The sequence below is a fragment of the Paraflavitalea pollutisoli genome (assembly GCF_029360705.1).
Lineage (GTDB): Bacteria > Bacteroidota > Bacteroidia > Chitinophagales > Chitinophagaceae > Paraflavitalea > Paraflavitalea pollutisoli.
The window spans coordinates 529222-555839 of record NZ_JARKMX010000014.1 but is presented as its reverse complement, the minus strand read 5'-3'; the positions used below and the strand labels follow the sequence as shown (position 1 = coordinate 555839).

Sequence of the window (26618 nt, the reverse complement as noted above, 5' to 3'; positions counted from 1 at the left end):
ATACAAATAAAAGGAATTGGAACGATATGGGAACATTCCCGTAAATTGGGAATGTTCCCATTAATAAAATGAGGGAAGATTCTTTGTCCTCAGATCCGTAATTGGCATTTTTGTTAGCGAACGATGCTCCGTATGAAACAAAGATTAGCTGCACTACTACTTACACTGATTACAGTCGTAACGACATTCTCCGGCCTGCAGGCCCAGAATGCTCCCCCCGCTTCCACCTCCCAGGTCATAACCGGTAAAGTAACCGATGAGGAGGACGAGCCCCTGGCCGACGTCACGGTTCAGCTGAAAGGCAAAAAGGTTACCGCAATCACCAATGACAATGGGATCTTCATCATTACCGTAGACAACCTGAAAGGCGCCGAACTCGCTTTTTCCATGGTAGGGTTTGTCACCAAGGAACTGAAACTAAGTGCCGGTATTACGGTGTACAACCTCAAGCTCACCAGCTCGATGAAGGACCTCGACGATGTGGTGGTGATCGGTTATGGTACCGTCAAGAAACGGGACCTGACCGGTTCGGTGGGGCAGGTAAAGGTGACAGACATGAAGAAGGCGCCGGTTGCTTCTTTCGAAGACGCCCTCGGCGGCCGGGTGGCCGGTGTGCAGGTAAGCGCCATCGATGGTCAACCTGGCGCCAGCAACCTCATCACTATCCGCGGTGGCAACTCCATTACTCAGAACAATGCCCCGCTATATGTGATCGACGGCTTCCCGATCGAGAACCCCGGCAACAATGCTTTCAATCCTGATGATATCGAATCGATCGAAGTATTAAAAGATGCCTCCGCTACTGCCATCTATGGTGCCAGGGGCGCCAATGGTGTCGTACTCATTACCACCAAAAAAGGAAAGACCGGCCCACCGGTCCTCACTTACAATGCCTGGTATGGATTACAACAGGAGATCAAACGCCAGGAGGTGATGAGCCCGTACGAATTTGTGAAATACCAACTGGAGCTCAACCCGACCCAATCGGGCCTCTACCTCAATAACGGCAAAACGCTCGACTCTTATAAAAATGCGGAAGGCGTTAACTGGCAGGATCAGATCTTCCGCACCGCACCCATGCAAAACCATAGCATCTCCCTCACGGGTGGCAATGATAAGAGCCGTTATGTGATCTCAGGATCAGCCCTCGACCAGCAGGGCATTATCATCAACAGTGGTTTCACAAGATACCAGGGCCGGGTAGTGCTGGATCAAACTGTCTCGGACAAGCTGAAAGTAGGTGTGAATGTCAATTACTCCTGGTTGCGGACGCAAGGTCAGGTTGCTACCAATGGTGGCGAGAATGGTATCAATGCTTCCTCTTATCTTTTCTTCAGCGCCTGGGGCTACCGGCCGCTGACAGGTGATTCGCTGGCCGATCTCAGCTTTGTCGACGATGCGTTCGATCCCAATATCTCTACCAATTCCGACCTGCGCGTTAATCCTATCGTGTCTGCGAAGAACGCCCATATTGTAGGCTTTACCAATGTGCTGCTGGCCAACGGATACCTGAACTATAAAATATCCAAAGACCTCACGCTGCGCATCAGCGGTGGCGTTACCAGAAACGGTAACCGCCGGGAGGTCTTCAACAACTCAAAAACAGCCGCCGGTAATCCCCGTACCGTGTACGGGCAAACCTATGGCGTGAATGGTTCTATCAACAACAATGTATTTACCAGTTGGCTCAATGAGAATACGCTGACCTACAACAAGCGCTTCAATAAAAACCATGTATTGAATGTGGTGGGTGGTTTTACCCTGCAACGAACGCGGGCCATTGCCGATGGATTCTCTGCCGGCAAGGTGCCCAACGAAGCACTGGGCATCAGTGGTCTCGATGAAGGTATTCCGCTCACCAATACGTCTGCGGATTCGGAAGCGGCACTCGCGAGCTTCCTGGGAAGAGCGAACTATACCTGGAATCAGAAATATCTTTTTACCGCCTCTTTCCGGGCAGATGGATCATCTAAGTTTGCGCCTGGCAGGCGCTGGGGATATTTCCCGTCGGGATCTTTCGCATGGCGCATCAAACAGGAAAGCTTCATGAAGCAGTTCGACTGGATCACGGATATGAAACTGCGCACCAGTTATGGCGTTACCGGCAACAACCGCGTAGCTGATTTTGCGTACCTGTCGGTACTACGCCAAACCGGTTTCACCAATGGCAGCGGCAACACTACCCCGGGTTATTATTTCAACAACATACATATTCCCGGATCTGCCCCGGTTGAAGTGGGTAATGAAGAATTACAATGGGAGCGTACGGCACAACTCGACCTTGGTCTCGATCTGGCGTTCTTTAATAACCGCCTGGCATTGACAGTCGATTATTACAACAAGCGCACCAGCGATCTGCTGCTGCTGGCCAACCTCGCCGCTTCTTCCGGTTACCTGAACGGCTACAAGAACATCGGTAAGGTATCTAACAATGGTCTTGAGTTTACCCTGAATACCATGAATGTAGATAACAAGCGTTTCTCCTGGAATACCAATTTCAACATCGCCTTCAACCGCAATAAGATACTGGAACTGAACTACGATCAGCCAAGCATTACTACCCGTGTACAGGGCTGGAACGACAATTTCAACAACGGTCTTCCTTACCTGGCCCGTCCGGGCATGCCGGTAGCCATGTTCCTAGGGTTCATCAATGATGGATTGTACCAGGAGCAGGATTTTATCAAACTGCCCAATGGGAGCTATCAACTGAAAGAAGAGATCCCCAATAATGGACAAGACAGGTCACTCATCAAACCAGGATTTGTGAAATACAAGGATATCAACGGTGATGGGGTAGTGGATGCCAATGACCAGACAATCATCGGTAACCCGATGCCCAAACATATCGGCGGCTTCACCAATAATTTCAGGTACCGCGATTTTGACCTGAGTGTATTCTTCCAATGGTCTTATGGCAACGATGTGCTGAATGCGAACCGCCTGGTGTTTGAAGGCATGGAGGGAAGACCTTACCTCAATATGTTCAAATCATTTGAAGACCGGTGGCGACCCGATAATATCGACGCTGAATTACCGGTGGCCGGGGTGACTAGTCCCAACGTGTATTCCAACCGGGTGATCGAAGACGGATCTTACCTGCGCCTGAAGACGGTTGCCCTGGGGTATACTTTGCCTTCGCCGGTGTTGAAGCGCATAAAGATCAAGAGCATCCGGTTGTATGCAGCCGCGCAGAACCTGGTGACCTGGACCAATTACTCGGGTGTGGATCCGGAAGTATCTGTACGGAACTCTCCACTCACCCCCAGCTTCGATTGGTCGGCCTATCCCAAAGCCAGGACCATCACCCTTGGCCTCAACGTAACTTTCTAACGATATTAAACTGCTTAGCATATGTTCCCCATTCTTTTTTCATCGGTGCTAAAGAACAAACAGCCCCAGGTAGCCGGGCGGGCGGTCAAAAGCCTGCGTCTGCTATTCACGATCTGCTGCCTGGCGCTGCTTTTCAACTCCTGCAAGCGATTCCTCGATACCAAACCGGTCGATTCCATTACACCGGAAACCTATTATAAAACACGCGAGGACCTCGATCGCGCCCTGTCATCGGTCTACGACCGCCTCGGCGATCGTCGTACCTACGGCAGTGCCTTGTACGGCTTCCTCAGTTTCAGTGATGAATTCTTCATCAAGAACCAGCCTACCGGTTATATGTCCAATACACTCGATGCAAGTATGCTGGAGCTTAACCGCTGCTGGGAGGCCCTGTATGTGGGCATCGAGCGCGCCAATATGCTGATCGAGCGGGTAGGTGGCGCCGACGTGCCCGATTCCGTTAAGAATGAAATAAAAGGCCAGGCCTTGTTTCTGCGCGGATTCTACTATTTCGTGCTGGCAGATAACTGGGGTGGTGTGCCCCTGAAACTCACCTATACGAAATCTCCGCTGGAGCCCAGCCTGCCCCGCGCACCACTGGCCGAAGTGTATGCGCAGATCGTACAGGATATGAAAGAGGCTGAAGGGCTGGTAAAGGAAATTACGGCCTATGGCTTTAATGGACGGGTCAGTAAATCGGCTGTGCAGGGCGTGTTGGCCAGGGTGTACCTCACCATGGCAGGCGAACCCCTGAAAGACGAATCCAAATATGCGGAAGCGCAATTGTATGCACAGAAAGTGATTGACTCGAAGCTACATGCGCTCAATCCCAGCTTTTCCGAGGTCTTCATTAACTTGTCGAGAAACCGGTACGATATCAAAGAGAGTATCTGGGAAGTAGAATACTTTGGCAATAACCAGGAAATTATCCGCGAGGGCGGCTATGTAGGCTCCTGGATGGGTGTGTTCTGTCCGAACATCGATACAGGATTTGCCTACGATTATGTGCACGCCACCGCCAAACTGTACAGCGCGTATGAAGATGGCGACCTGCGGAGGGATTGGACCGTTGCTCCTTACCGTTTTGTGATAACCGGTACCGGTACAACAGCGCCGGTGACAAGGACCAACTGGACCTCAACGCAGATCTATGAAAGAAGCGCCGGTAAGTACCGCCGGGAGTATGAAGTAACTACCCCCAAGAACCAGGATTTTACCTGTATCAACTTTCCCATGCTCCGCTATTCGGATGTATTGCTGATGTATGCGGAAGCGGAAGCCCATGTAGTGGGTGCCACACCTACCGGCATAGAGTATGTTAACCAGGTGAGAAGGAGGGGATTTGGAAAACCCGCCGCGGTGGCCGATCAAACGGTGGACCTCGATCCGGGTATCGTTACGACCGACTACCTCGAAGCCATCAAGCTGGAAAGGTTCCGGGAGTTGAGTTACGAGGGGTTGCGGAAACATGATCTGTTGCGTTGGGGTACTTATGTCAGCACCATGCAACAGCAGGTGGCCGCTTACCAAACCAATATGCCCAGTACCTTATCCGATGCGGCCATCAAGCAGGCTGCCCGGATCACGGCCAGGAGCGTATTGTTCCCCATTCCCAATACGGAGATCGCTGTGAACCCCTATGTATCACAAAACCCCGGTTGGTAATATCTATTCAACATTCGAATATCAAGGACATGAATAAACTTCTTCTATATACCCTGGCTGGCCTGCTCCTGGGATCCTGCAGCAAGCGCGATGAAGTGGAGGCCCCTGCTTTCGAAGTCACGGCTAACGGCTCAACGTTTAAACTGGGCGACTCGATCATCTTTCATTTCACCGGTAGCCCCCAGAACATGGTGTTTTGGCCAGGTACGCCCGGTCGTGTATATGAGTTCCGCGAGAGAACTTTCTCTACGGGCAATAAACTGCTGGTAAAGTTCAATACCTGGCAGCAGTTTGGCATCCGCAACAACATGACCGTGCTCGTGTCGAACGACTTCAATGGGGTGTTCGATACCACAAATGTGAAAACGGCTACCTGGACGGATGTGACCAGCCGGTTCACACTGTCTTCGGGTGTGGACCAGACACAATCCGGATCGGTCGACCTCTCTGAATTTACCAATAACAACAAGTCGGCCACCATCGCCTTCCGGTATGTAACACCCGCCCTGGCTGGTCCTAACCGGTGGGTGATACGCACTTTCAATGCGGACAACCAGGCGCCGGATGGTGTGGTTACACCGATGGCCAATATGTCTACCGCGGCCTGGAAGTCTGTCAGCTTCGTGAATCCGGCGTCTAACTGGTCAATTACGAGCGCGCAGCTGCTGAGTCAGGCTACGGCCAACAATGCAGACGATGATTGGGTGTTGTCAAAAAGTTTCAATCCCAATACGGCTACACCGGATAAGGGAATTGCCATCAAGAATATCACGACCAATCTCACACGTTATGCACCGGCCACCGACCTGTTCAACAAACCAGGAACATACAAGGTAGTGTTTGAAGCCAGTAATGCTTCTTATTATAATACACCTGCGCGCGTCATAAAGGAACTGACCATCACCATAACTCCCTAAATTCCCTGGAGCATATCCGCCAACACTATGCACTCAACCATCGATACCGCTGTCATCGTTGTCTTCTCCGTCTTCATCATGCTGATCGGGTTCCTGTTTGCCCGTACCGGCAGGAACCTGAAGTCATTTTTTGCCGGTGGCGAAGCCGTTCCCTGGACGATCGGTGGCTTATCGCTTTTCATGAGCTTTTTTTCTGCCGGCACTTTCGTTGCGTGGGGCTCCATAGCCTATCAGCATGGTTGGGTGGCCATTACCATCCAGTGGACCATGTGCATAGGCGGCCTCATTACAGGGCTTTACCTGGCGCCCCGGTGGAAGGCAACGGGCAACCTCACGGCTGCCGAATTTATCCGTGAAAGGCTGGGGGAGCGGGTGCAGAAAAGTTATATCTACATCTTTATGCTGGTGTCCCTTTTCATCAAGGGATCTGTATTGTATTCCGTGGCCAAACTGGTAGGGTCTTCGCTCGGCTTTCCGTTGCTGCCTACTACCATTGTGCTCGGTTTGTTCATGATCGCTTATACGGCCGTGGGGGGACTTTGGGCGGTCATGGTCACCGATATCCTGCAATTCGTTATCCTGACAGCCGCTATCCTTATCATCATGCCATTGGCATTCGATGCGGCGGGTGGCGTAGAACAGTTCCTGCAGAAAGCGCCCGACCGCTTTTTCCAGGTAGTGAATGGTGAATATACCTGGGGTTTTATCCTGGCTTTCGCACTCTACCATATTTTCTATATCGGTGGTAACTGGACTTTTGTGCAACGCTATACCAGTGTTGACAAACCTAAGTCGGCCTCTAAGGTGGCTTTTCTTTTTGCAGGCTTGTACCTGATCAGCCCCATTCTTTGGATGTTGCCGCCGATGGTGTACAAAACCATCAATCCGGGATTGACCGGACTCGATACTGAGAATGCCTACCTGATGATCTGCAAACATGTGTTGCCTGCGGGCCTTATGGGTTTGATCCTGACGGGCATGTATTTCTCAACCTCTGCATCTGCCAATACCGCGTTGAATGTGGTATCGGCAGTATTCACCAACGATATTTATAAAGGCAGCATCAATCCCGGTGCTTCCGATAGTCAATTGATGCGGGTGGCGCGGATCTCCTCCTGGTTATTTGGGTTGGGTATGATCGGCATTGCACTCATTGTTCCGTATATCGGCGGCATCGTAGAGTTTACGCTGAGCATCGGCGCCATAACAGGCGGTCCGCTGCTGGCCCCGCCTATCTGGGCACTGTTCTCTAAACGCCTCACGGGAAAAGCCACCTTGTCGATCACCCTGACTAGTCTGGCGGTAAACCTGGTCTTTAAAATGATCCTGCCGCTGACCCTAGGTTTCAAACTCAGCCGCGGTGCGGAAATGGTATTGGGTGTAGGCCTGCCGTTTATGATGCTGGCTGCCTGGGAGTGGTATATGCGTTCTGCCAATAAGGTAAGCCCGGAATACGACGCCTACCTTACCGGCAAAGCGCAACGCAAGGCAAATGCGCAACAAGTGAATGAAGAAGAAGCACTGGAGGTGAAAAAGCAGAATAGGTTCGGCTTGCGGGTGATCGCCTTTGCACTGGCCTTCATTGCGGTACTGTTGCTTGCGCTAAGCCTGCTTACGACGGCAGGATCTGGCCTTGTGGCCGTTATTGCGTTGTTGATCCTGTTGAGTGCGATCATTCCCTTCCGCGCAGCCATTAAAGCTAAAATACCGCAGCATACCAATGGCATGAAGCCATCGCCTGCTACCTATACTCAATCTGAACAGGCATGAATATCCTCCCCCAAAATATAGTGGCTATTTGTACGGCTGTTGTGTGCTCTGTTACTGCGGCAGCACAGCCAACAAAGGCTGATAAAGCGAGCTTGTCCTCTTCTGCTTTGCAGGTAGAATGGCAGCAGTCTGAGGCAGGGTGGCGTTTGCAAAAGCTGGCGGTGAAGCAAGGCAACAAATGGCTATTGCTGCCGGGCCTTAGTGGCGAGTATATGTTCCTGTATACCGCCGCCAGGCCCGATACGGTGCCGGCCAAAGTATATGATGAACAAGGAAAACTGATTGATATACCGGAGCCGCAATACCGCTATATCCTGCCGCCCTGGAAGCAGACCTTGCTACCCGTGGCGCTCAATAAGTCCGGCGAGGCGGCAGGATTCTATCCTGCGCAAATGAAGCAGGTGGGCAAGCAGTTGCAGTTCAGTCAGCAACTGGACAAGGCAACGGTGACAGCCACCTGGCGTATGGATGCTGCCTACGGCAGCGATATCCTGGTCGACCTTGTATTGCAGGCCAAAGCTGATGGTTTCTTTTCCCTGGCATCGCCCACACTCGCCACTACGGCGGAAAAGGACCTTGCCTGGGCCATGGTGCCCGGACATTTTCAGGGCAGCGCGATCGAAATGAACCTGGTAAAATCTTATGGATATGGACAAGGCATACCTGCCTTGCCGGTAGTGACCCGTGAAAGGACGGCGAGTACATTATCACCACTCGTTACCAATAAACAAGGCATCACCTTCGCCGTTATCCCGGAACCCGGCACCAGCCGCGACCCCTGGGAGACGGACCATAGTACACAAAACACCTGGCAGTTGGGATTGTCTGTTATGAACAGGGCAGCCCAATTGACGCCTATGGCCTGGCATCCCATATTGGGTGAAAAAGGATCCTGGCTGAAAAAGGGTGATACTGTTCGTTTTTCTTTCCGGTATACCATCAAGGCTGACAATTGGTACAATGTATATAAACATGCCGCGAATGATGTGTACCGGCTAAAGGATTTTTTGTCTTTGAAACAGGCCGGTCATTCCCTCACCGATCGCATTCAACGGATGCACCAGTATGTGATCGACGACAGTACCTCCAAATGGAGGACCGAACAATACCGCGGACTGACCATCGGCGCGCAGGATTACCGCGGTGGTGTGCATGGCGGCGATGGCTTTGCCATCAAGAATGCAGACTATGGCGCGATGTGGATGCTGGCCCGTATTTCCGGCGATCCGGTATTGCAGGCCACCAGACTTCCCTATGCGCGCAATTTTAAACTCACCCAACAAGATACGGTGGCGGGCTTCTTCTACGGTTCGGCTGCCGGTCAATATTACCTGCCTACGAAGAAAAAATTTACGGAAGAGTGGGGACCTTATGTGGAGCCCATCGGTACCACGTATTATGTGTTGATGGATGCCGGCAATATATTGTTGTTTGAGCCCAATGATACAGCCATGCGTCGTGAAGTGCGGATGGCAGCCGACAAATTACTAAACTGGATGAGCCCCGAAGGCCGTTGGGCGGTGGCCTACGATCATGCCACGCAACAGCCTATGTTTACCGACCTGGAAGACCTGCGGCCCACTTTCTATGGTTTGTTGATCGCTTATAAATTGTTGGGCGATCAAAAATACCTGCAGGGCGCTATCAAAGGAGCAGAATGGTTTATGACCCATGCGGTCGATAAAGGGCATTTTACCGGCGTGTGTGGCGATACGCGGTTCGCCCCCGACTTTGCAACGGGACAGAGTGCACAGGCTTTGCTTGATCTGTACGCTATCACAAAAGATAAACGTCACCAGGATGCGGCCATCAGAACAGCTCAATTGTATACCACCAGTGTGTATACGCATCCCATACCTTCCCAATTACAGAAATCGGTACGCGGTGTACCCCGGCGCGATTGGGAGATCAGTCAGGTGGGCCTCAGTTTCGAACACGGCGGCAGCTTTGGTTCTGCCACCTTACGTGGGCCGATATTACTCGCTAGTCATGCCGGGCTTTTCGTACGTATGTTTTCCCTCACCCAAGATTCCCTGTTCCTGACAATGGCGCGTGCCGCAGCGTTGGGACGCGATGCTTTTGTCGACTCGTCGACCAGCGTAGCGTCTTACTATTGGGATGTCATGAACCGGGGAGCGGGGCCGTATCCGCATCACGCCTGGTGGCAGATCGGCTGGATCACGGATTACCTGCTGTCGGAAGCGTCGCTGCGTTCAAAAGGCCAGGTGAGTTTCCCTCGCGGATGGATCACGCCCAAGGTAGGCCCACACCAGAGCTATGGCTTCAAGCCTGGTAAGGTGTATGGTCAATCAGCATCTTTGCTGCTGAAGCAAGGCATGTTGCAGACAGATAGCCCCTATCTGGACTATTTCGGTGCCATCGATACGACGCAACGAAAACTCTTCTTGCTGTTGCTGAATAATGATGACGATCTACTGGCAACAACGATAACCGTCGATTACAATAAGATACTGAATAACGACCGTATCCGTCACGGGGCAGTTCACCTGCGGGATGCCGATGGCCGGCGATCAACGTTGCCAACCGGTGACCGATGGAAGCTGTCCATCCCCGCTTATGGTATGCAGGTGATCGAGATCGCCTGGTGATCCGTGTAGTAGAAAACCCTTCAAAATTGTATTATGCAAAACCTGCGTGTTTTGTTCTTCATCAGTTGCTTGTTGGGCGCTGCCATAGCCCGTGGCCAACAGGCTCAATACCTCATTGAAGCAGAAGACTTCCAGTTCAAAGGTGGCTGGGTGGTAGAGCGGGAGGGAGGTAAAGGATTTTTCAACAACAGTATTCTGCGTGTTATGTCTGGCAAGACCAAAGCGGTCGATGCATTGACTGTAGTAGCTGTGAAACAGGCAGGCAATTACCAGGTATGGGTTCGGGCGGCCGATTATCCAAACGACCGGCCAGGCACCAGGTTGTTCAGGCTTTCGGTGAACGATCAAATTATGCCAGAGGAATCGGGCAGGCATGGTAAACCGGGATTCTATTGGGAGCAAGCAGGAACGGTGACATTGCCGGCAGGCAATGCAGTGCTCAGGCTCAATGACAGCCGGGGTAATTTCGGACGCTGTGATGCGATCATCCTCTCAGCGGCCGATGGTTTTGATCCCAATGCGCAGCCGCTATCGACACTGACGAGTCTGCGGGTGAAGCCGGTGGTCGTGCAGCCAACACCGGTGCAATTTCCCCAGCTATCTGCGGCACTGGCCAGCGGTGTGCGACCACCTGTAGCATCGATCCAAAACGATGAGGTGCGCGTACGGTTCATGCCGGCAACGGGCAGCGAAACAAAACGGCTGGTGGCTAAAACGGATATCCGCATACAAGGTAAGTGGGGCAGTATGGATGCGAAGCGGGAAGACCATAAAGTGTATATCATTCGGGCCGACGATCCGCAGCTCGGCTTTGGCAATTTCTTTCCCTCCTGGAATGGTAGTACCGGACTCACCTCATTTGAGAATAACGGCCATAAATACTCCATCCTGGAAACGGATGTTATCCTCAATCCTTTCTTTGCCGGTCAGGTGACGGAAGCCATACCGGTGGCGGCAAAGCAGTTGAATGCACAAACGATCGAAGTAAACTATACCGTGGCCGGGGAACCGATTCTGACAGGTACCTGGTCATTGGCGCCCGGGGCGAGACATGTGGAAGTGAACCTGCAATATAAACCACAGCTTGCTGGTTATTACAGTATGGGGCTGGCTGCCTTCCAAAGCATAGCAGCCGATAGCGCCACCAATATATTGTTGCCACCCATGTTCCAGTACCAGCGCTTGTCTCCTCAACCGGTGATGGTACCATCCGGGATGATGCCGCAGCCGGTGTCGATTGCCGAGATGAGAACTGAATGGGGACTAGTCAGCACGTTTGCCAGCGGCCTGGCGCGCAGCTTTGCGCCCAATGACTGGGGCAGTGCCAACGGCCCCCTTGGGTTTACCGTAAAAAATGAAAGCAACCGCGTGCAGCCAGTAGCCTTTTCACCCATCCTTGGTCAGCCGGATTCTAAACTGACGGCGGGAAGTATTTTAAAGCGGGAGTTTGCCATCGGTGCTTTCGCCACAGGATGGAACGAGGTGTTGACCTATGTATCGGACAGCATCTACCGCGTGACTGATTATCGTAAACAGGATAATACTTCGCTGACGGAAACAGCTTTCAATATGGTGGAGCTGATGAAGAACGATTCGGCGGCAGGTTGGGATGCGGGACTGAAAGGCTTTTATGATATCGAGGCCAATCCTGCTGTTGTGCCGACGGTGGTACATGCTTCGCCACTCACCCTGGTATCGGTGGCAGTGATGACCAAAGACGAAGACTTCTACCTCAAACGCGCTTTGCCTACCATTGAATATACCTTATCGCGCAGTGGATTTCGCTGGGCTAAAGCGGTGTCCGGCACCCCATTCAACAGTGATAAAAAGTCTCTACAACTGAGTCCCTTTGGATCACAATTTACCACCAACTACTACGAAGGGTTGAATCGTTTGCTGGGTGAGGCAAACCCCTGGTTAAGGGAGATCGCTTTGCCAGGTGGAGCGATACGGCCTGCAAAAGGGTACTCCGTGGAAGTGCCGACCTACACGCAGGAACTGGCCGCCTGGCGGCTTACCGGTGACCAGCAGTGGCTCAATAAAGCGAAGGTGAGTGCAGACCGGTTTATTGCATTACAGGTTAATGGGGCCATTACGAAGCCACTGTCGAGAGAACCTTTCTACAATACTTCTTTTTATGCCTATTGGTGGGACATGATCGACATTTATGAGGCGACGCAGGAGAAAAGATTTCTGGAGGCCGCCGAATCATCTGCCTATCACACCGTGGCGGGTATACGCTCGTATCCCCAGGTAAAGGATACCCTGCAGGTTATTCACCCGGGCAATCAATACGAAGGCAATACTACCTTGTGGTGGAAAGGCGATAAAAGATACCGCCTGGGCTTTCCCCGGGTGAAGGGCGATGCGCCGGAAAAGCAGGTGCCGCAATGGCTGGTGTCGCCGGTAGGCCTGGGCTTTGAACAGCCTTTCACGTATTTCGATGCGGGTAAAACCGTAAGGCCTGTCTTCATGAGCAGTTGGGCACCGCACCTGTTAAGGCTGCACCAGTACAGTCAGCAAAAGATCTTCCTCACCTATGCACGAAACGCAGTTATAGGACGTTTCTCGACCTATCCTGGGTATTATGCTTCCGGCTTTACAGATATTACGCACTCCAAAGACTTTCCGTATAAAGGACCAGATGTAAGCTCGATCTATTACCACCATATTCCGCCGCACCTGGCATTCACCCTTGATTACCTCATTACGGAAGCGATCACGCGGTCGAATGGAAAAGTGCAATTCCCCTTCGGTAAGCAGGATGGATTCGTGTGGTTCAACAACAGGGCTTTTGGTGCCGGCAAGGGAACGGTGTTTGGTGACCAGGCTGCCAGTCTCTGGATGAAACGTGGCCTTGTGACGATTGACCGACCTGGCTTTAATTATGTAACGGCTATATCCGATGATCGTTTCTGGATACTGGTGATGAATGAAGGGGCGGAGCGACAAACGGCGGATATCTCGCTTGGCGTGGAAGTGCCTGTGGCAGCTACGGGCCCTGCGGTATTGCAACACGTTGATGGCAGTAAACAAGAGCCTATTCCATTGAAGAACCGCGCCATGGAAATATCCGTGCCGGCCAAAGGAATGGTGGCCTTATCGGTTCCATTGAAGGCAACCAACAAACCCGCAGTGCAGGCACCCGTTCAGCACGGCATGCAAGTGATCGATCTGGGCGCGCCCTACGGTAAATGTTATGTGTTCAGGATCCGGTCGCCTTTTGGCTGGGATTCTATATATGGTTACCTGGAAGCGGGACCTGTTGACGGTGCCAGTATAAGTTTTTCCCTAGCAGGCACACAGGTGAGTAAGGATAGTTACCCGTATGAATGGTCGGTCTATAAATTGCCGGCTGGCAAACCGCTGACAGGGAAACTGCAGTTAAAGGGCAGTGATGGAAAACTAACGACCACCAACATACAATTTGAATAGACTATACTTATGCGGATCTGTTGTTCCATAATGGCTATATTAGTGATGGGCAGCGTTGCCTGCGCACAGGTGAATAAGACCAGCGATGAAAGCAGGGATAAATTGATTGCGGCCTCGCAATCCGGCGCTTCGCCCTTGTTCTTTGACCCCGGTGCCAGGGAAGTGCGGGTGATAACGCCATTGCCGTTCGATAATGTACAGGAATGTACCGTACGTGATGGACTACCTAATTTTTTTAAGAAGGCAGCTGCCGGGAAAGCAGTGACCATCGGCTATATCGGTGGCAGCATCACCCAGGCGGTGCAGGGCTATCGGGCCGGTAGTGCCCGGTTTATCCAGTCGATGTATCCGCGCACACCTATGAAGGCGATCAATGCAGGCGTGTCGGGTACCGGCACAGATTTGGGTGCCTGCCGGTTGTGGGAACAGTTGCTGCAATACCGGCCCGACCTGGTGTTTATCGAATTTGCGGTAAATGGCGCTTACCGGGATGGACTGGAAGGTATGATCCGGCAGATCCGCCGTGAAGATCCCACCATCGACATCTGCCTGCTCTATACATTGTTCAATGGGCAGACTGCGTTCTACGCAGCCGGTAAAGTGCCGGATAATATAGCTGGTTTTGATTCGATTGCAGCACACTACGGCATACCGGCTATTCATTTGGGTATGCAGCCAGCTATGCTGGAGCAGGAAGATAAGCTGGTCTGGAAATCGGATAGTCGGTCCATACCGGGAAAAACGATTTTTTCGGTGGATGGGATCCATCCGTTGTCAGCAGGCGGCGATCTCTATGCAGGCGCTATTGCGCGCAGTATGCAGCGCATGCAATCTACTGCCGGGCAGTTGCAACATGGATTGCCTGTTCCGGTAATCGCCGGTAACTGGGAAGCCGCCGGCATGTATGCCCCGGAATCCATTGCCCGGTTTGAAGGGGACTGGCAAAAGATCGATCCGGCAGACAGTAGCTATCTAAACTCTTTCAAAGGTTGGTTCCCTTACCTCTTGAAAGGAGAACGACCCGGCGCTGGATTTACGTTCCGGTTCTCCGGCGACCTCTTTGGCTTCTTCGATATCGGTGGCCCTGAAGTGGGTCAATTGGCAATTGAAGTGGATGGTCGTCCGGTGCAGATATCGGGCGTACTGCCAGGTACAAGGGTGTCCGCCATCAGAGATGGTGGGACTGCATACCTTAATCGGTTTAACAGCTTCTGTAATAACCGCTACCGGGGCCAGTTTGACTGCATCCGGCTCGCGCCGGGTGAACATACGGTTACGGTGCGCATCTCTGCGGATAAGGCTGATAAGCGGGCTATACTGGGTGAAAAGCAACTACAGGATATTACGGCCAACCCCGGCCGCTATGACAGGACAGTCTTCTACCTCGGCAAAATATTACTGAACGGTAAACCTTTACAACCCGTGAACGGGAACCGGTAACTATGGGAACATTCCCATGAATTGGGAATGTTCCCAGCCTGATTTTATAGCGTAGACGCTATAGGCAAAACATGGTCGTGACTAAATTTGAAACCTGTTACTTATGCGCGTATTGCTTACCATAGTCCTCGTATGTCTGGCTGGCCTTTCTATGGCCGGTGAGCCGATCCGGCTGACCAGTCCTCATCAATCCCTGCAAGCAGAACTCTACCTTGCTCACGGAAAACTCAGCTATCATTTGAAGGCGGGTGATGTCGTACTGGTGAAACAGGCAACCCTCGGTATCGTGGCAGATGGAAGAAGCGTTGGAACCCAAGTGTCGGATATCAGGCTTCACCGCAGGCAGGATATGCGTGAGGTGAGATTAATTGGGCTGGGTGAACGGCCCGTAAATAGTCATAGTATTGAATACGTGGTGTTGGTACGCCAACAGGAAGCGACCGACACAGTTACCTTCCGTTTGTTCGATAATGGCTTTGCGTTCCGTTATCGGCCTGCAGGAGTGCAACCCGTTCGGGTGCAGGAGGAACTGACCACGTTTCAATTTCCCGATCAGGCGCGTATCTGGTATTTTGAAAGGAACAGCAACTGGAAACTGAAATCTTATGCCGGTCTTTGGCAGCAAACAACGCCCGATAAGTTGCCTACGGTCTCCTCAGAGGGGCCGATACAAGGGAAACCCCTGGTAGCAGCATTGCCGGACAATAAATACATGGTGGTAACCGAAGCGGCATTGTACGGCTACAGTGGTATGCGCCTGAAGGCTGTCGGTGACAATACAGTACAGGTGAATTTTACAGAGGGAGAGGCTGGCTTTACCGTGCGCGAAAAATTATCGACGCCCTGGCGGGTGATCCTGTTTGCGAAGAACCTCGATGAGCTGGTCAATAACAAAGTTATTCCGTTATTGAATCCCGCTCCCGATGCTACACTTTTTGCCGATCGCTCGTGGATCAAGCCTGGTGTTTCTGTGTGGAGCTGGATCTCGCGCAACGAAGAAAATTATATGCAGCCTGCCGAGGAAAGGCGCTTCGTCGATGCAGCGGCGAAGCTCCGTTTCCAATATACCCTGATCGATGAAGGCTGGGAAACAAAGTGGACCGATAAGTGGGCAGAGCTGACTTCACTCAGCCGCTATGCTGCTAACAAGCAGGTAGGGGTATGGGTATGGAAGCACAGCAAAGACCTGCTGGATACCGTGCTGCGAAACCTTTTTCTCGATAGCATCCGCCGCAGTGGGGCAGTGGGCATCAAAACCGATTTCATGAACAGTGAAGACAAGGGCTTCATCGATTTTGAGATCGGGCTGCTACGGGCTTGCGCCGCCAGAAAATTGCTGGTGAATTTCCATGGCTGTCAGGCACCTACCGGTGAAAGCACAACCTATCCCAATGAGCTCACCCGCGAGGGGATCCGCGGTATGGAACTCAATATCATGAACGAGCCTATCCCCGCCTGGCACAATGCGGCGTTGCCGTTCACCCGGTTATTATGCGGCCATGGCGACTATACGCCCGCCTTCTTCAGTAACCGGGCCAATACCACCTATACCCATCAACTGGCGTTGTTGTACCTCTTCGACTCGCCGTTTCAGTGCATTGCAGAAAATCCGGTGGAATTACTACGGCAACCGGTATACAAACCTATCCTGCCTTTGCTTAATACATTGCCCACTACCTGGGACAGTACCATTGTGCTGCCTGGCAGTGATATCGGCACTTGTGCGGCCTTCGCACGCCGCAAGGGTAATACCTGGTATGTCGCGGTGATCAATGGCACTGACCGGGAAATGCCCTTTCAGCTAAACCCGGCTTTTGCCGGAAGCCCGGTAAAGGGCAAGGTAACGGTGATCACCGATGCGGCAGACGGGAAAGGGTTTATGCGCGCAAAGCAGCTACCCAATAAGAATACAGTATCGTCATTCAACCTGCCGGCCAACGGTGGTCTGGTGATCCAAATAAAGCAGTGATCTGTTATGAAAGGAAGATTGTTGAGCTATTGCCTGCTATTGCTTGTCGCCCATGTCCCGGCTATTATGTTGCGGGCACAGGTGGTCGTGGGTAAGAAAGACCTGATCATCAAAAGCGGGAAAAAAGACTATCGTTTCTTACCGGGATTTACCATTCTCTATAATGCAACCGATCCGGGAATGGCATTGAAGCCGGCCGGATTACAAAAAGTAGAATACAATGTACTCACCTGGAAAGTGAGTGACAGCAGCCGGAATGATTTCAAACAGAAAAAGGTTGGTGCTGCCATGGCGGGTGATGGTTTCGATGACCGGATCCTGCGTACGAAAGCTGAAGGCAGGACCGCTAATATATATCATGCCGGTGATCGTACGGTATTGATGGCTACAGGCTTTCAACTAGTACAGGACACAATATTTTTTCTATTCCCCGCTACCGGAGATTTTACTTTAACCGCGTACCTGTTAGAAAAAGGTCCGTACCCTTCTTTGCATTTTTCTTTCAAGCCTCATAAACCCGGTTATTACAGCGTGGGATACACGGGCGCTCCTTCCTTTACGCCTGACCAGGCAGCTGGTATCTGGCAACCGCTGATCTGGCAGGAAAAGCGTATTCCGGACGCTGCCTATTGTACACCGGCCTTTATGGCGCCCCTGCCATCGACGCTGGTTTTTGATGGTGCCAATACCATTGGCGTACTGGCGGCGAGCAAAGAACTGCCTTTTCAACCGCTGCCTACCTTACCCAATAGCCGGTTTGGTGTGGCATTGGTCAATGATCAAAAGCAATTGCAGCCACAGATCTATGCACCGTTGCCTGGGGGCTATCAATCGAAAATGGAGCCAGGCCAGTCGTTCGATTTCAGTTGTTACCTGGTCGTGTCGCCGATGACGGTCAACCAGACTTATGAGCAACTGGCCAGAACAGTTTTCGGTTTCCGGGACTACAGGCAAAACGATATCGCTTCGCTGAATACAGCGCTGGACAATATGGTGGATTATTCCTTGTCGCATTATGCCTGGTTCATCGACAGCCTTAAAGGCTGTGCCTATAGTACCGATGTCCCGGGCGCCGTAAAGAACGTGTCGAGCCTGAATCCGCTGGAGCTGGCGATCGTGCGCGATGATTCGGTGATGTTTGAAAAGCGGGCATATCCCCTGATGGAGTTTATGCTGAGCCGGGAGAAGTTTCTTTTTGCGTTGGATAGTACGCAGAAGATCCAAAGTCCCAGCCGTAAAATGAAAGGACCTATTGCACCGATATCCGAATTGCTGGCCCTGTACGAAGTGTTTGGGAAAAAGAATCCTTTCTTCCTGGCCATGGCTGAAAAAGAATACCATGCCACGCGGGTGCGCAATATGGAATACAAAGAGGTAGGCAGGAATTGGATCAGCGATATGTGGTTGTATAAAGCCACCGGCGATAATAAATACCTGCAGGCCAGTGTTGCTGGTGCAGACCGCTATATAGCACAACGGATCGATCAGCCACAAACTGCTTTCAATGATCCCATGCAAACCGGTTATTTCTTCTGGCCCACTTTTACCGGTCGGTGGATCGAGTTCCTGCAATTGTATGAACTGACGGGCAATGACCGTTACCTGCAGTCGGCCAGGGAAGGGGCACGCAACTATACTATGTTTACCTGGATGAGTCCGGCGATACCGGATAGCCTGATTACCGTCAACAAAGGCGGTAAAGCACCGATGTACTGGTACCTGCGGTCAAAGGGGCATACACAAATGTACTACCCGGAAGAACAGGCGCCGGCCTGGCGGCTTTCGGAGATCGGCCTTACACCGGAGTCTTCGGGCACCTCTACCGGTCACCGTGGCATCTTCATGGCGAATTATGCACCCTGGATGCTGCGGCTGGGTTATTATGCCAAAGACAGTTTCCTGGTGCAGGTGGCCAAGGCAGCCATGATCGGCCGCTACCGTAATTTCCCGGGTTATCACATCAATACGGAGCGAACGACCGCTTATGAAAAGCTTGACTTTCCCCTGCATGAGCACAAGGCGCAGAGTGTGAATTCATTTCATTACAATCATATTCTACCGATGGCGAGTATGTTGCTCGACTACCTGGTGACGGATGCTTTCGTGCGCAGCAAGGGGCAGATCGATTTTCCGTCGGAATACATGGAAGGGTATGCTTATCTGCAGAACAAATTATATGGTGCACAAAAAGGAACCTTTTATTCGGAAAAGGAGGTGCAGTTGTGGATGCCTGCCCGGTTGCTGAACATTGCCAGTAACGAGTTGAATTATGTCGCAGCCCGGAAAGGCAATACGCTCTACCTGGCCTTTGCCAACCAATCGACCAAAGCAGTAACGACAAACGTGCGTATCGATCCGGCCCGTGTGCAATTACGAAACGGGAGTGTGGTGCAATCATTCACCGGCCAGCGGCAGCAGGCCATCAAAGATGGCAGCTTCGAGATCCAGGTGCCGGCCAACGGCCTTACAGCGGTGCGCATCGAAGGCGCAGCTATCCGGTCATCATTTCAGCAGGCGTTGTTGAATTCGAATTACGGAATAGCTGGAAGGGATTATGTAAAACTCAAGCCTGGCGGGACTCATGCGATGCTGATACGCCTCGGTCAATACGACAGAAGGTTATTCGTGTACCTGGAAGCAGACGATAATAAGTTCAGCAAAGCCACTTTGTTTTGTACTAAACCGGATGGTGAGCAAGTCAGGATCGATGATGTTGCCTATCCTTTTGAATTTACAGTACCGGCAGCACAAGCAGCTACCGTACAATTCTATCTCTCGCTGACCGGCGTAGATGGCTCAGCGCTGAAAACGGAAACGGTAACCCTGGGCAAATGAGTAGGTACCTATCATTAAACCTTATTCAAATATTTATAACAGGTAACGATGAAAGTAGATAAGAACAGTACAGGAAACAAGCGCTCGTTGATGAACAAAAAGATTCAGGCAGACCTGGTCGTTGTAGGTGGAGGTCTTTCCGGTGTTTGCTGTGCAATTACCGCTGCACGGGAAGGTTGCACCGTTGTACTTGTACAGGACAGGCCCGTATTGGGCGGTAACAGCAGCAGTGAAGTGCGGCTGTGGGTGCTGGGCGCCACTTCGCATATGGGCAATAACAACCGCTGGGCCCGTGAAGGTGGTGTGATCGATGAAATTCTGGTGGAGAATACGTATCGCAATCCGGAAGGTAATGCCGTGATCCTGGACATGCTGTTGCTGGATAAAGTAGTCAATGAATCCAATATCAAGTTATTGCTCAATACGGCGGTATACGATGTGGAGAAAGAAAGTGCAGACAAGATCAGCTCGGTAAAAGCATTCTGCAGTCAAAACCAGACAGAATATGTGTTGTCTGCGCCCTTGTTTTGTGATGCTTCGGGCGATGGGGTAGTGGGTTTCCTGTCCGGTGCTGCTTTTCGCATGGGGGCGGAAAGTATGGAGGAGTTTGGCGAGCTGTTTGCGCCCACGAAAGAATACGGAGAACTGCTCGGACATACTTTGTATTTCTATAGTAAGGATACGGGCCGTCCGGTCAATTTTGTACCGCCTGCCTTTGCACTGAAGGATATTGCCCAGATACCTCGTTTCAAATCATTCAATGCACAGGAGTTTGGGTGTAAGCTTTGGTGGATCGAGTATGGTGGACGGTTGGACACGGTGCACGATACCGAACAGATCAAATGGGAGCTTTGGAAAGTGATCTATGGCGTATGGAACCATATCAAAAACTCAGGCGCCTTTCCGGAGGCGGCCAATCTCACGCTCGAATGGGTGGGTACGATCCCCGGCAAACGGGAAAGCCGCCGGTTTGAAGGCGACTATATGCTGATACAACAGGATATCGTTGAGCAACGGACGCATGAAGATGCGGTAGCTTTTGGTGGCTGGAGTATCGATCTTCACCCGGCCGACGGTGTATTCAGTGAAAAACCCGGTTGCAACCAATGGCACGCCAAAGGGATTTACCAGATCCCTTATCGCTGCCTGTACAGCCGGAATATCAGCAACCTTTTCCTGGGCGGGCGAATCATTAGTGCTTCGCATGTCGCTTTTGGTTCTACCCGGGTAATGGCCACCGCTGCTTATGCTTCGCAAGCCGTAGGTATGGCGGCTGCGCTGTGTAAAGAAGAAGGGCTGTTGCCTGCGGAGATCATTCAAAAGGGCAGAATTGGCGCGTTGCAACAGCGCCTGCAGCAAACAGGTCAATATATTCCCGGACTAGCCCTCGTTGACAAGGCTGATAAAGTGCAGATCGCCACCATCGAGGCGAGCAGTGAACTGGTATTGCAGGAACTGCCGGAAGAAGGTTTTCTGAAGCCGCTGACGCTTTCTCTTGCGCAAATGGTACCGCTGGAGGCTGGCGAAGTAGCTCCCTTTGTCATTCATGTGCAATCGGAAACCGAGACGCAGCTGGAACTAGAATTGCGCATCAGCAGTAAGCAGGGTAATCACACGCCGGATATCAGCCTGGCAAAGCAGGTTCTTGCTATACAACCCGGCCGCAATTGTTTGCAGATCGCATTCGACGCCGTTATGGAAAAACCAGGTTATGCATTTCTGACCATTATGAAGAACCCGCTGGTCCAGTTGCATCATACCAGTAAAAGAGTAACAGGGATATTATCTGTTTTCAATACCATCAACAAAGCAGTTTCCAATTATGGCAAGCAGACGCCACCTGAAGATATCGGTATGGATACTTTCGAGTTCTGGTGTCCGCAGCGCAGGCCGGAGGGGCACAATATCGCTTTCAAATACACTGCTGCATTGAATGCTTTTGGAATCGACAATATCCGCAATGGAATCGATCGGCCTACTGATCGCCCCAATGCCTGGGTGGCAGACTGGAAGGATCCTCATCCGAGGCTAAGCATCGGATGGGGCACCCCTCAAACCATCAATAGTATCGATCTTTTTTTTGATGCAGACTATGATCATCCCCTGGAATCTGTGCTGATGCACCATCCGGAAACCGTGATGCCATTCTGTGTAAGGAATTATCGTATCAAGAATGAATCGGGACAGCTATTGGCTGCAGTAAATGGCAACTACCGCACCCATAACAAGATCAAATTGGAGAAACCGGTGGCGGTTGAAAAGCTGATCATCGAACTCGATCATCCTTCTGCCGACGTACCTGCTGCTTTGTTTGGGGTACGGTGTTATGGCTAGTAAATAATGAACTTCTTTTATGAACCGGCGTGCTGCTTTGAAAGCGTCCGCCGGTTTTTTTGGTGTGTATGTTGCCGATTACCTGGCGCATGGTAAATATTTATTATGGATGGCGATGGGGGCCTGGTCCTCGCCGCCCATCCCGGCCAGGTACAAATTATCGCATTGGCATCGGGGTTTACAGCAGGAAACCCCTACTTTTCGCGTCCAACCATAAATTTTTATTGTTCATGAGAAAACTACTGTTCACCTGTTCCACCTTGCTGGCAGGGTACATGGCCTTCGCGCAGTCCGAAAAGCTCGATGATGCCATGGTGCAAAAGATCCGCCAGGAAGGGCTCAACAACTCCAAAGTGATGGACATCGTCTTTTACCTCACCGAGGTAAGCGGTCCCCGTCTCAACAACTCTCCCGGTTACCTGCGGGCCGCCAATTGGGCCAAGGCCGAACTGACCAAATTCGGGGCAGCCGACGCCAAGCTCGAAGCCTGGGGCGATTGGGGTAAAGGATGGGAGTTGGAAAAGTCATACGTAGCGATGACGGCGCCTTACTATCGTCCGCTGATCGCATTTCCCAAAACCTGGACCTCCAGTACCAAGGGGCTTAAAAATGCGGAGGTGATCCTCTTCAACGTGAAGGACTCTACCGACCTCGAAAAATACAAGGGTAAATTGAAAGGCAAACTCCTGCTAGTGCCCCGTACCGATACCCTGAAGCCTACGTATAAGGCCGATGCGGGTCGTCATACCGACGAAGAACTGGCGAAGATGGCAGCCTGGACGCCCCAGCCAGCGGCCAACCGTCCTGGTGGTCCTGGTGGCCCCGGCGGTCGTGGTAACTTTGGCGCGGCAGCAGCCCTGCAGGCCAAGATCCGCGAAATGGCCAAAGCAGAAGGCGCTATTGCCCTGCTGAGCACCAGCCCCCGCGGTCGTGATGGTACCCTGTTTGTACAAGGTGGTGGCGCTTATGTTGGCGGCAGCCCCGAGAATTTCCTGGATATCATGCTGGCTTACGAAGATTATATGTCGCTGCAGAGACTGGTAGCGGCTAATATCCCCGTCAAGATCGATGTTGACGTAAAATCGAAGTTCTACACCAGTGACCTCAAAGGGTACAATGTGATCGCCGAGATCAAAGGCACCGATCCCAAACTGAAAGAAGAACTGGTCATGCTCGGTGGTCACCTCGACTCCTGGCATGGTTCTGTGGGTGCTACGGACAATGCAGCAGGCTGTGCCGTCATGATGGAAGCCATCCGCATCCTGAAAGTGCTGAACATTCAACCACGCCGTACCATTCGGATCGCTTTGTGGGGTGGGGAAGAGCAAGGTTTGCATGGTTCACGCAACTATGTACGCAATCACTTTACTGATACGACTACCCGCCGCTATAATGTTGAAGGAGATAAGGTATCTGCCTATTTTAACCTCGACAATGGAACGGGTAAAGTACGGGGCGTGTACCTTCAGGGCAACGAAGGGGTAAAGCCCATCTTTGCCAAATGGCTCGAGCCCTTCAAGGACCTCGGCGCAACAACCGTCACCCTGCAGAACACCGGTGGTACCGACCACCAGTCGTTTGATGGTATCGGCTTACCCGGCTTCCAGTTCATACAGGATGAGATCGAATACAATACCCGTACGCACCATACCAATATGGACTCTTACGATCACCTGCAGGCAGATGACCTGAAACAGGCTGCTACCGTGATCGCTTCTTTCGTGTACCATGCCGCTCAGCGTGATGAGAAATTACCACGCAAGCCGGCTAGCCAACAAGGTGGCGGAAGACAAGGTTTCTAATCCAACTTTTCGGCTATAGGACCGACGCAAACACAACAATGCCCCGCGAGAGCGGGGCATTTGTCTTATTAGCAAGGTTAAATAGATGATAGCTATCCTTTTTCTCGTTGCCTATATGCCAGGCTGCCTTCACTTCAAATACCTGAACTTCACTACGGCACTTTTTTGCTCGCTCGACGATAGTCTGACCTCGTATCGTTTTTTGCCGGCCGTGATGACCATCAACGCCGTATTCGGTGGGATGCGGCCAAGGTTTTCCGCATACATCATCAACTCGTAGTCTGTTCCGGGAAATGCATTGAAGGTGACCGGCAGCGCCCGGTCGGTCAGTCGTTTTTTGTGGAGCAGCAGCGTGTTGTTGACGAAGATGCTCACGGTATCGTCGTCGATCTCTGCGTTGTCGTACAGTTCGATCTTGATGGCTGGAGTATCGATCTCGATGGTTTGTACCACTTCCTTTTCCCGGTCTTGCAACCGGAAGTTCTTTTGCAATTTCAGCAACGTGTCACTTTGGTAGAGGTCGACGGGGAAGGTGGGCACCGTTTCGCGGTTGAGGGTGATCTTGCCCGGCGGACAAGGATTGTTATTACCCATCTCATGCCCGGTCCAATCGCCCACCAGCACTTCCTGTTTGCCATTCTTCGACCAGGTAAGGTCGTATATTTTGATACAGGGTATGCAATGATCCGGCACGCTGTATTGCAATACGGCACTTTCTGTGATCACCATGCGTTTATTGAGCGGGTTGAATTTGCCGGTAAAATTGACTTTGGTATACTGTTTTTCGTTGACAAAACTGTACGCGTTGCCCATGAAACTCGTCTCGTTTGACCAGGTGATGTGTAACTCCAGAAAGTATTCAGGAAAACAACCTTGTGAACCCTGCGTACGCTTTCCGCGCCAGATGCCGGTGAGGGATTGTGCCGCAAGCGCACTACTGCATAGTACCAAAAAGGACAGGAGAATAAAACGCATCAGGGGATTTTATTGGAAATTAAGATTTATTACGATCTGCCTGTTCAATTTTATGTGAACGGCATCGTGTCAGTAAGCTTTCGGAATACGATGTAATTACCCGCCAGGCAGTCGCTCCATTGACACCGGAATAACACCGCACAACATCACCACCATGTATATAGTGCTACTTGCGAAGCTGGCAGGGGAGTGGAAGGCTTGTGTTGTTGACAAATGTGGTTTGGTGATACTGATGCCAATAAAAAAGCCCGGCGCTGTTGCTACCGGGCTTACTAGGCTCAATGATTTTATTAAGGCACCGATTTGTCAAACCGGAAGATCACCATCGCATTCTTTTGTTCGGTGGAGGTGATCCGGACCTCGTATTGCTTTTTGCCCGCATCCACGATCATCAATGATGTGTTTGGAGGGATCTCACCGAGGTTTTCGGCCACCATCACCAATTCGTGGTAGGGTAGGTCTTCACTCAGGTCGAGGGTGAGTGTGATGGCCTTTTCAGTCAACCGCTTTTTCGACAATACCAGTTTCTTGTCGACATATACCGAAATGGTATCGCCATCTACACTGCCATTGTCATAGATCCGCAAAGTGATCTGGTTGGCACCGGTAATGATGGTCTTGGCCAGTTCATTTTCGCGCGTCAGCAATATTTTCGGCGTTGGTACCGGGGCCACTGCAATAACGGGTTTTTCCGGTTTATTGGCCGAGTCGATCTTCACGTTCGGTGACGGTTTTACCTCGACCTGTTTTTGGGCGACTGGTGGGTTGGGTATTGGTGTTGGTTTCTTGGCCGGTGTGGTGGTCGTTGGTTTCTTCACGGTCGCTGGTGGCGGCGTTACCGGTTTCTTTACGGTAGTGGGTGGTACCGTGGTAGTAGGCTTCTTCACCGGCGTTGTCGGTTTCGTGACCGGTGTTGTCTTTTTCACGACAGCGCTATCTGGCTTTTTTGCCACGGGTGGCGGCGGTTTGATCCCTTTCTTTTCCCGCTCTACCAGGAAAGGCTCTTTGTAAAAGTCGGAGGTAGGCACCTTGCGGAGGAAGACGGTTCCGCGGCCACAGTCGGTCGAATCGCTTGTTTTGATGCTGGAGTAAGTGCCTTCGAGGAACTCTTCGTCACCTACTTTGGAATATTGTAAAAAGAGCGTCATGATGCAGATGCTGCTGCCTGCACTCATGCGTTGCTCGACAATCTTGATCTCTTCCAGTAAAACTTTGCTGGTAGTGGGATTCACCGTGCCCTGGCAAGTGGCCTTGCCGTAAAAAACAGTGGTCAGGTAAGAATACGTAACACCTTCAAACCGCTTGCCTTTTTGATCGAGCTGTACTTCAAATTTGTACCGCTCGTCTGCTCCCAGCACCTCCATCAACCTGGCCTGCCCCGTTGTCCTGAATCCGCCCCGCCAGATACCTGTCAGATCCTGAGCGGCAAGGGAAAGGCTGGCAAAACATAATGCAAATAGTAGAAATCGCTTCATGAATAAACACCTCACGGTGGCAAATTAGTTAAATTCTTCTTTTATTACGACAAATATCG

At 51.6% G+C, this 26618-nt stretch carries 13 protein-coding genes; 11 read left to right on the top strand and 2 right to left on the bottom strand.

Annotation, left to right across the window (positions count from 1 at the left end; translation table 11 throughout):
- Window positions 1–132: 132 nt before the first annotated feature.
- From P2W70_RS32720 to P2W70_RS32670, 11 genes are all read left to right on the top strand, one after another.
- Window positions 133–3333: a SusC/RagA family TonB-linked outer membrane protein gene (locus P2W70_RS32720; protein ID WP_276485829.1), complete on the top strand. Its 3201-nt coding sequence runs from the start codon at window positions 133–135 to the stop codon at window positions 3331–3333.
- Window positions 3334–3354: 21 nt separating this feature from the next.
- On the top strand, window positions 3355–4998 hold the full coding sequence (locus P2W70_RS32715) for a RagB/SusD family nutrient uptake outer membrane protein (RefSeq protein ID WP_276485828.1): 1644 nt from the start codon (window positions 3355–3357) through the stop codon (window positions 4996–4998).
- Window positions 4999–5027: 29 nt separating this feature from the next.
- A complete protein-coding gene (locus tag P2W70_RS32710) occupies window positions 5028–5915 on the top strand; it encodes a DUF5017 domain-containing protein (protein ID WP_276485827.1) in 888 nt (295 codons plus the stop codon).
- A gap of 27 nt (window positions 5916–5942) precedes the next feature.
- Window positions 5943–7685: a sodium:solute symporter family protein gene (locus tag P2W70_RS32705; RefSeq protein WP_276485826.1), complete on the top strand. Its 1743-nt coding sequence runs from the start codon at window positions 5943–5945 to the stop codon at window positions 7683–7685.
- Window positions 7682–10294: a glycoside hydrolase family protein gene (locus P2W70_RS32700; RefSeq protein ID WP_276485825.1), complete on the top strand. Its 2613-nt coding sequence runs from the start codon at window positions 7682–7684 to the stop codon at window positions 10292–10294. Before P2W70_RS32705 ends, P2W70_RS32700 begins: the two co-directional genes overlap by 4 nt.
- Before the next feature lie 33 nt (window positions 10295–10327).
- Window positions 10328–13729: a hypothetical protein gene (locus tag P2W70_RS32695; RefSeq protein WP_276485824.1), complete on the top strand. Its 3402-nt coding sequence runs from the start codon at window positions 10328–10330 to the stop codon at window positions 13727–13729.
- 30 nt (window positions 13730–13759) lie between these two features.
- Window positions 13760–15169 carry an SGNH/GDSL hydrolase family protein gene (locus P2W70_RS32690; RefSeq protein ID WP_276485823.1) on the top strand — a complete coding sequence of 470 codons (1410 nt, stop codon included), beginning with the start codon at window positions 13760–13762 and terminating at the stop codon, window positions 15167–15169.
- 103 nt (window positions 15170–15272) lie between these two features.
- On the top strand, window positions 15273–17138 hold the full coding sequence (locus P2W70_RS32685) for a glycoside hydrolase family 97 protein (protein ID WP_276485822.1): 1866 nt from the start codon (window positions 15273–15275) through the stop codon (window positions 17136–17138).
- A gap of 6 nt (window positions 17139–17144) precedes the next feature.
- Window positions 17145–19973, top strand: coding sequence for a glycoside hydrolase family protein (locus P2W70_RS32680; RefSeq protein ID WP_276485821.1), 2829 nt, complete (start codon window positions 17145–17147; stop codon window positions 19971–19973).
- Window positions 19974–20021: 48 nt separating this feature from the next.
- Window positions 20022–22307 (top strand): FAD-dependent oxidoreductase, encoded by a 2286-nt coding sequence (locus P2W70_RS32675; protein WP_276485820.1) that lies wholly within the window; start codon window positions 20022–20024, stop codon window positions 22305–22307.
- A gap of 230 nt (window positions 22308–22537) precedes the next feature.
- The gene (locus tag P2W70_RS32670) at window positions 22538–24109 is read left to right on the top strand and encodes a M20/M25/M40 family metallo-hydrolase (RefSeq protein ID WP_276485819.1); all 1572 of its coding nucleotides are present in this window, start codon (window positions 22538–22540) and stop codon (window positions 24107–24109) included.
- A gap of 129 nt (window positions 24110–24238) precedes the next feature.
- Here P2W70_RS32670 and P2W70_RS32665 read toward each other — a convergent pair whose 3' ends face one another.
- Window positions 24239–25084: a hypothetical protein gene (locus P2W70_RS32665; RefSeq protein ID WP_276485818.1), complete on the bottom strand. Its 846-nt coding sequence runs from the start codon at window positions 25082–25084 to the stop codon at window positions 24239–24241.
- A gap of 290 nt (window positions 25085–25374) precedes the next feature.
- Window positions 25375–26559, bottom strand: coding sequence for a hypothetical protein (locus tag P2W70_RS32660; protein ID WP_276485817.1), 1185 nt, complete (start codon window positions 26557–26559; stop codon window positions 25375–25377).
- Window positions 26560–26618: the final 59 nt, after the last annotated feature.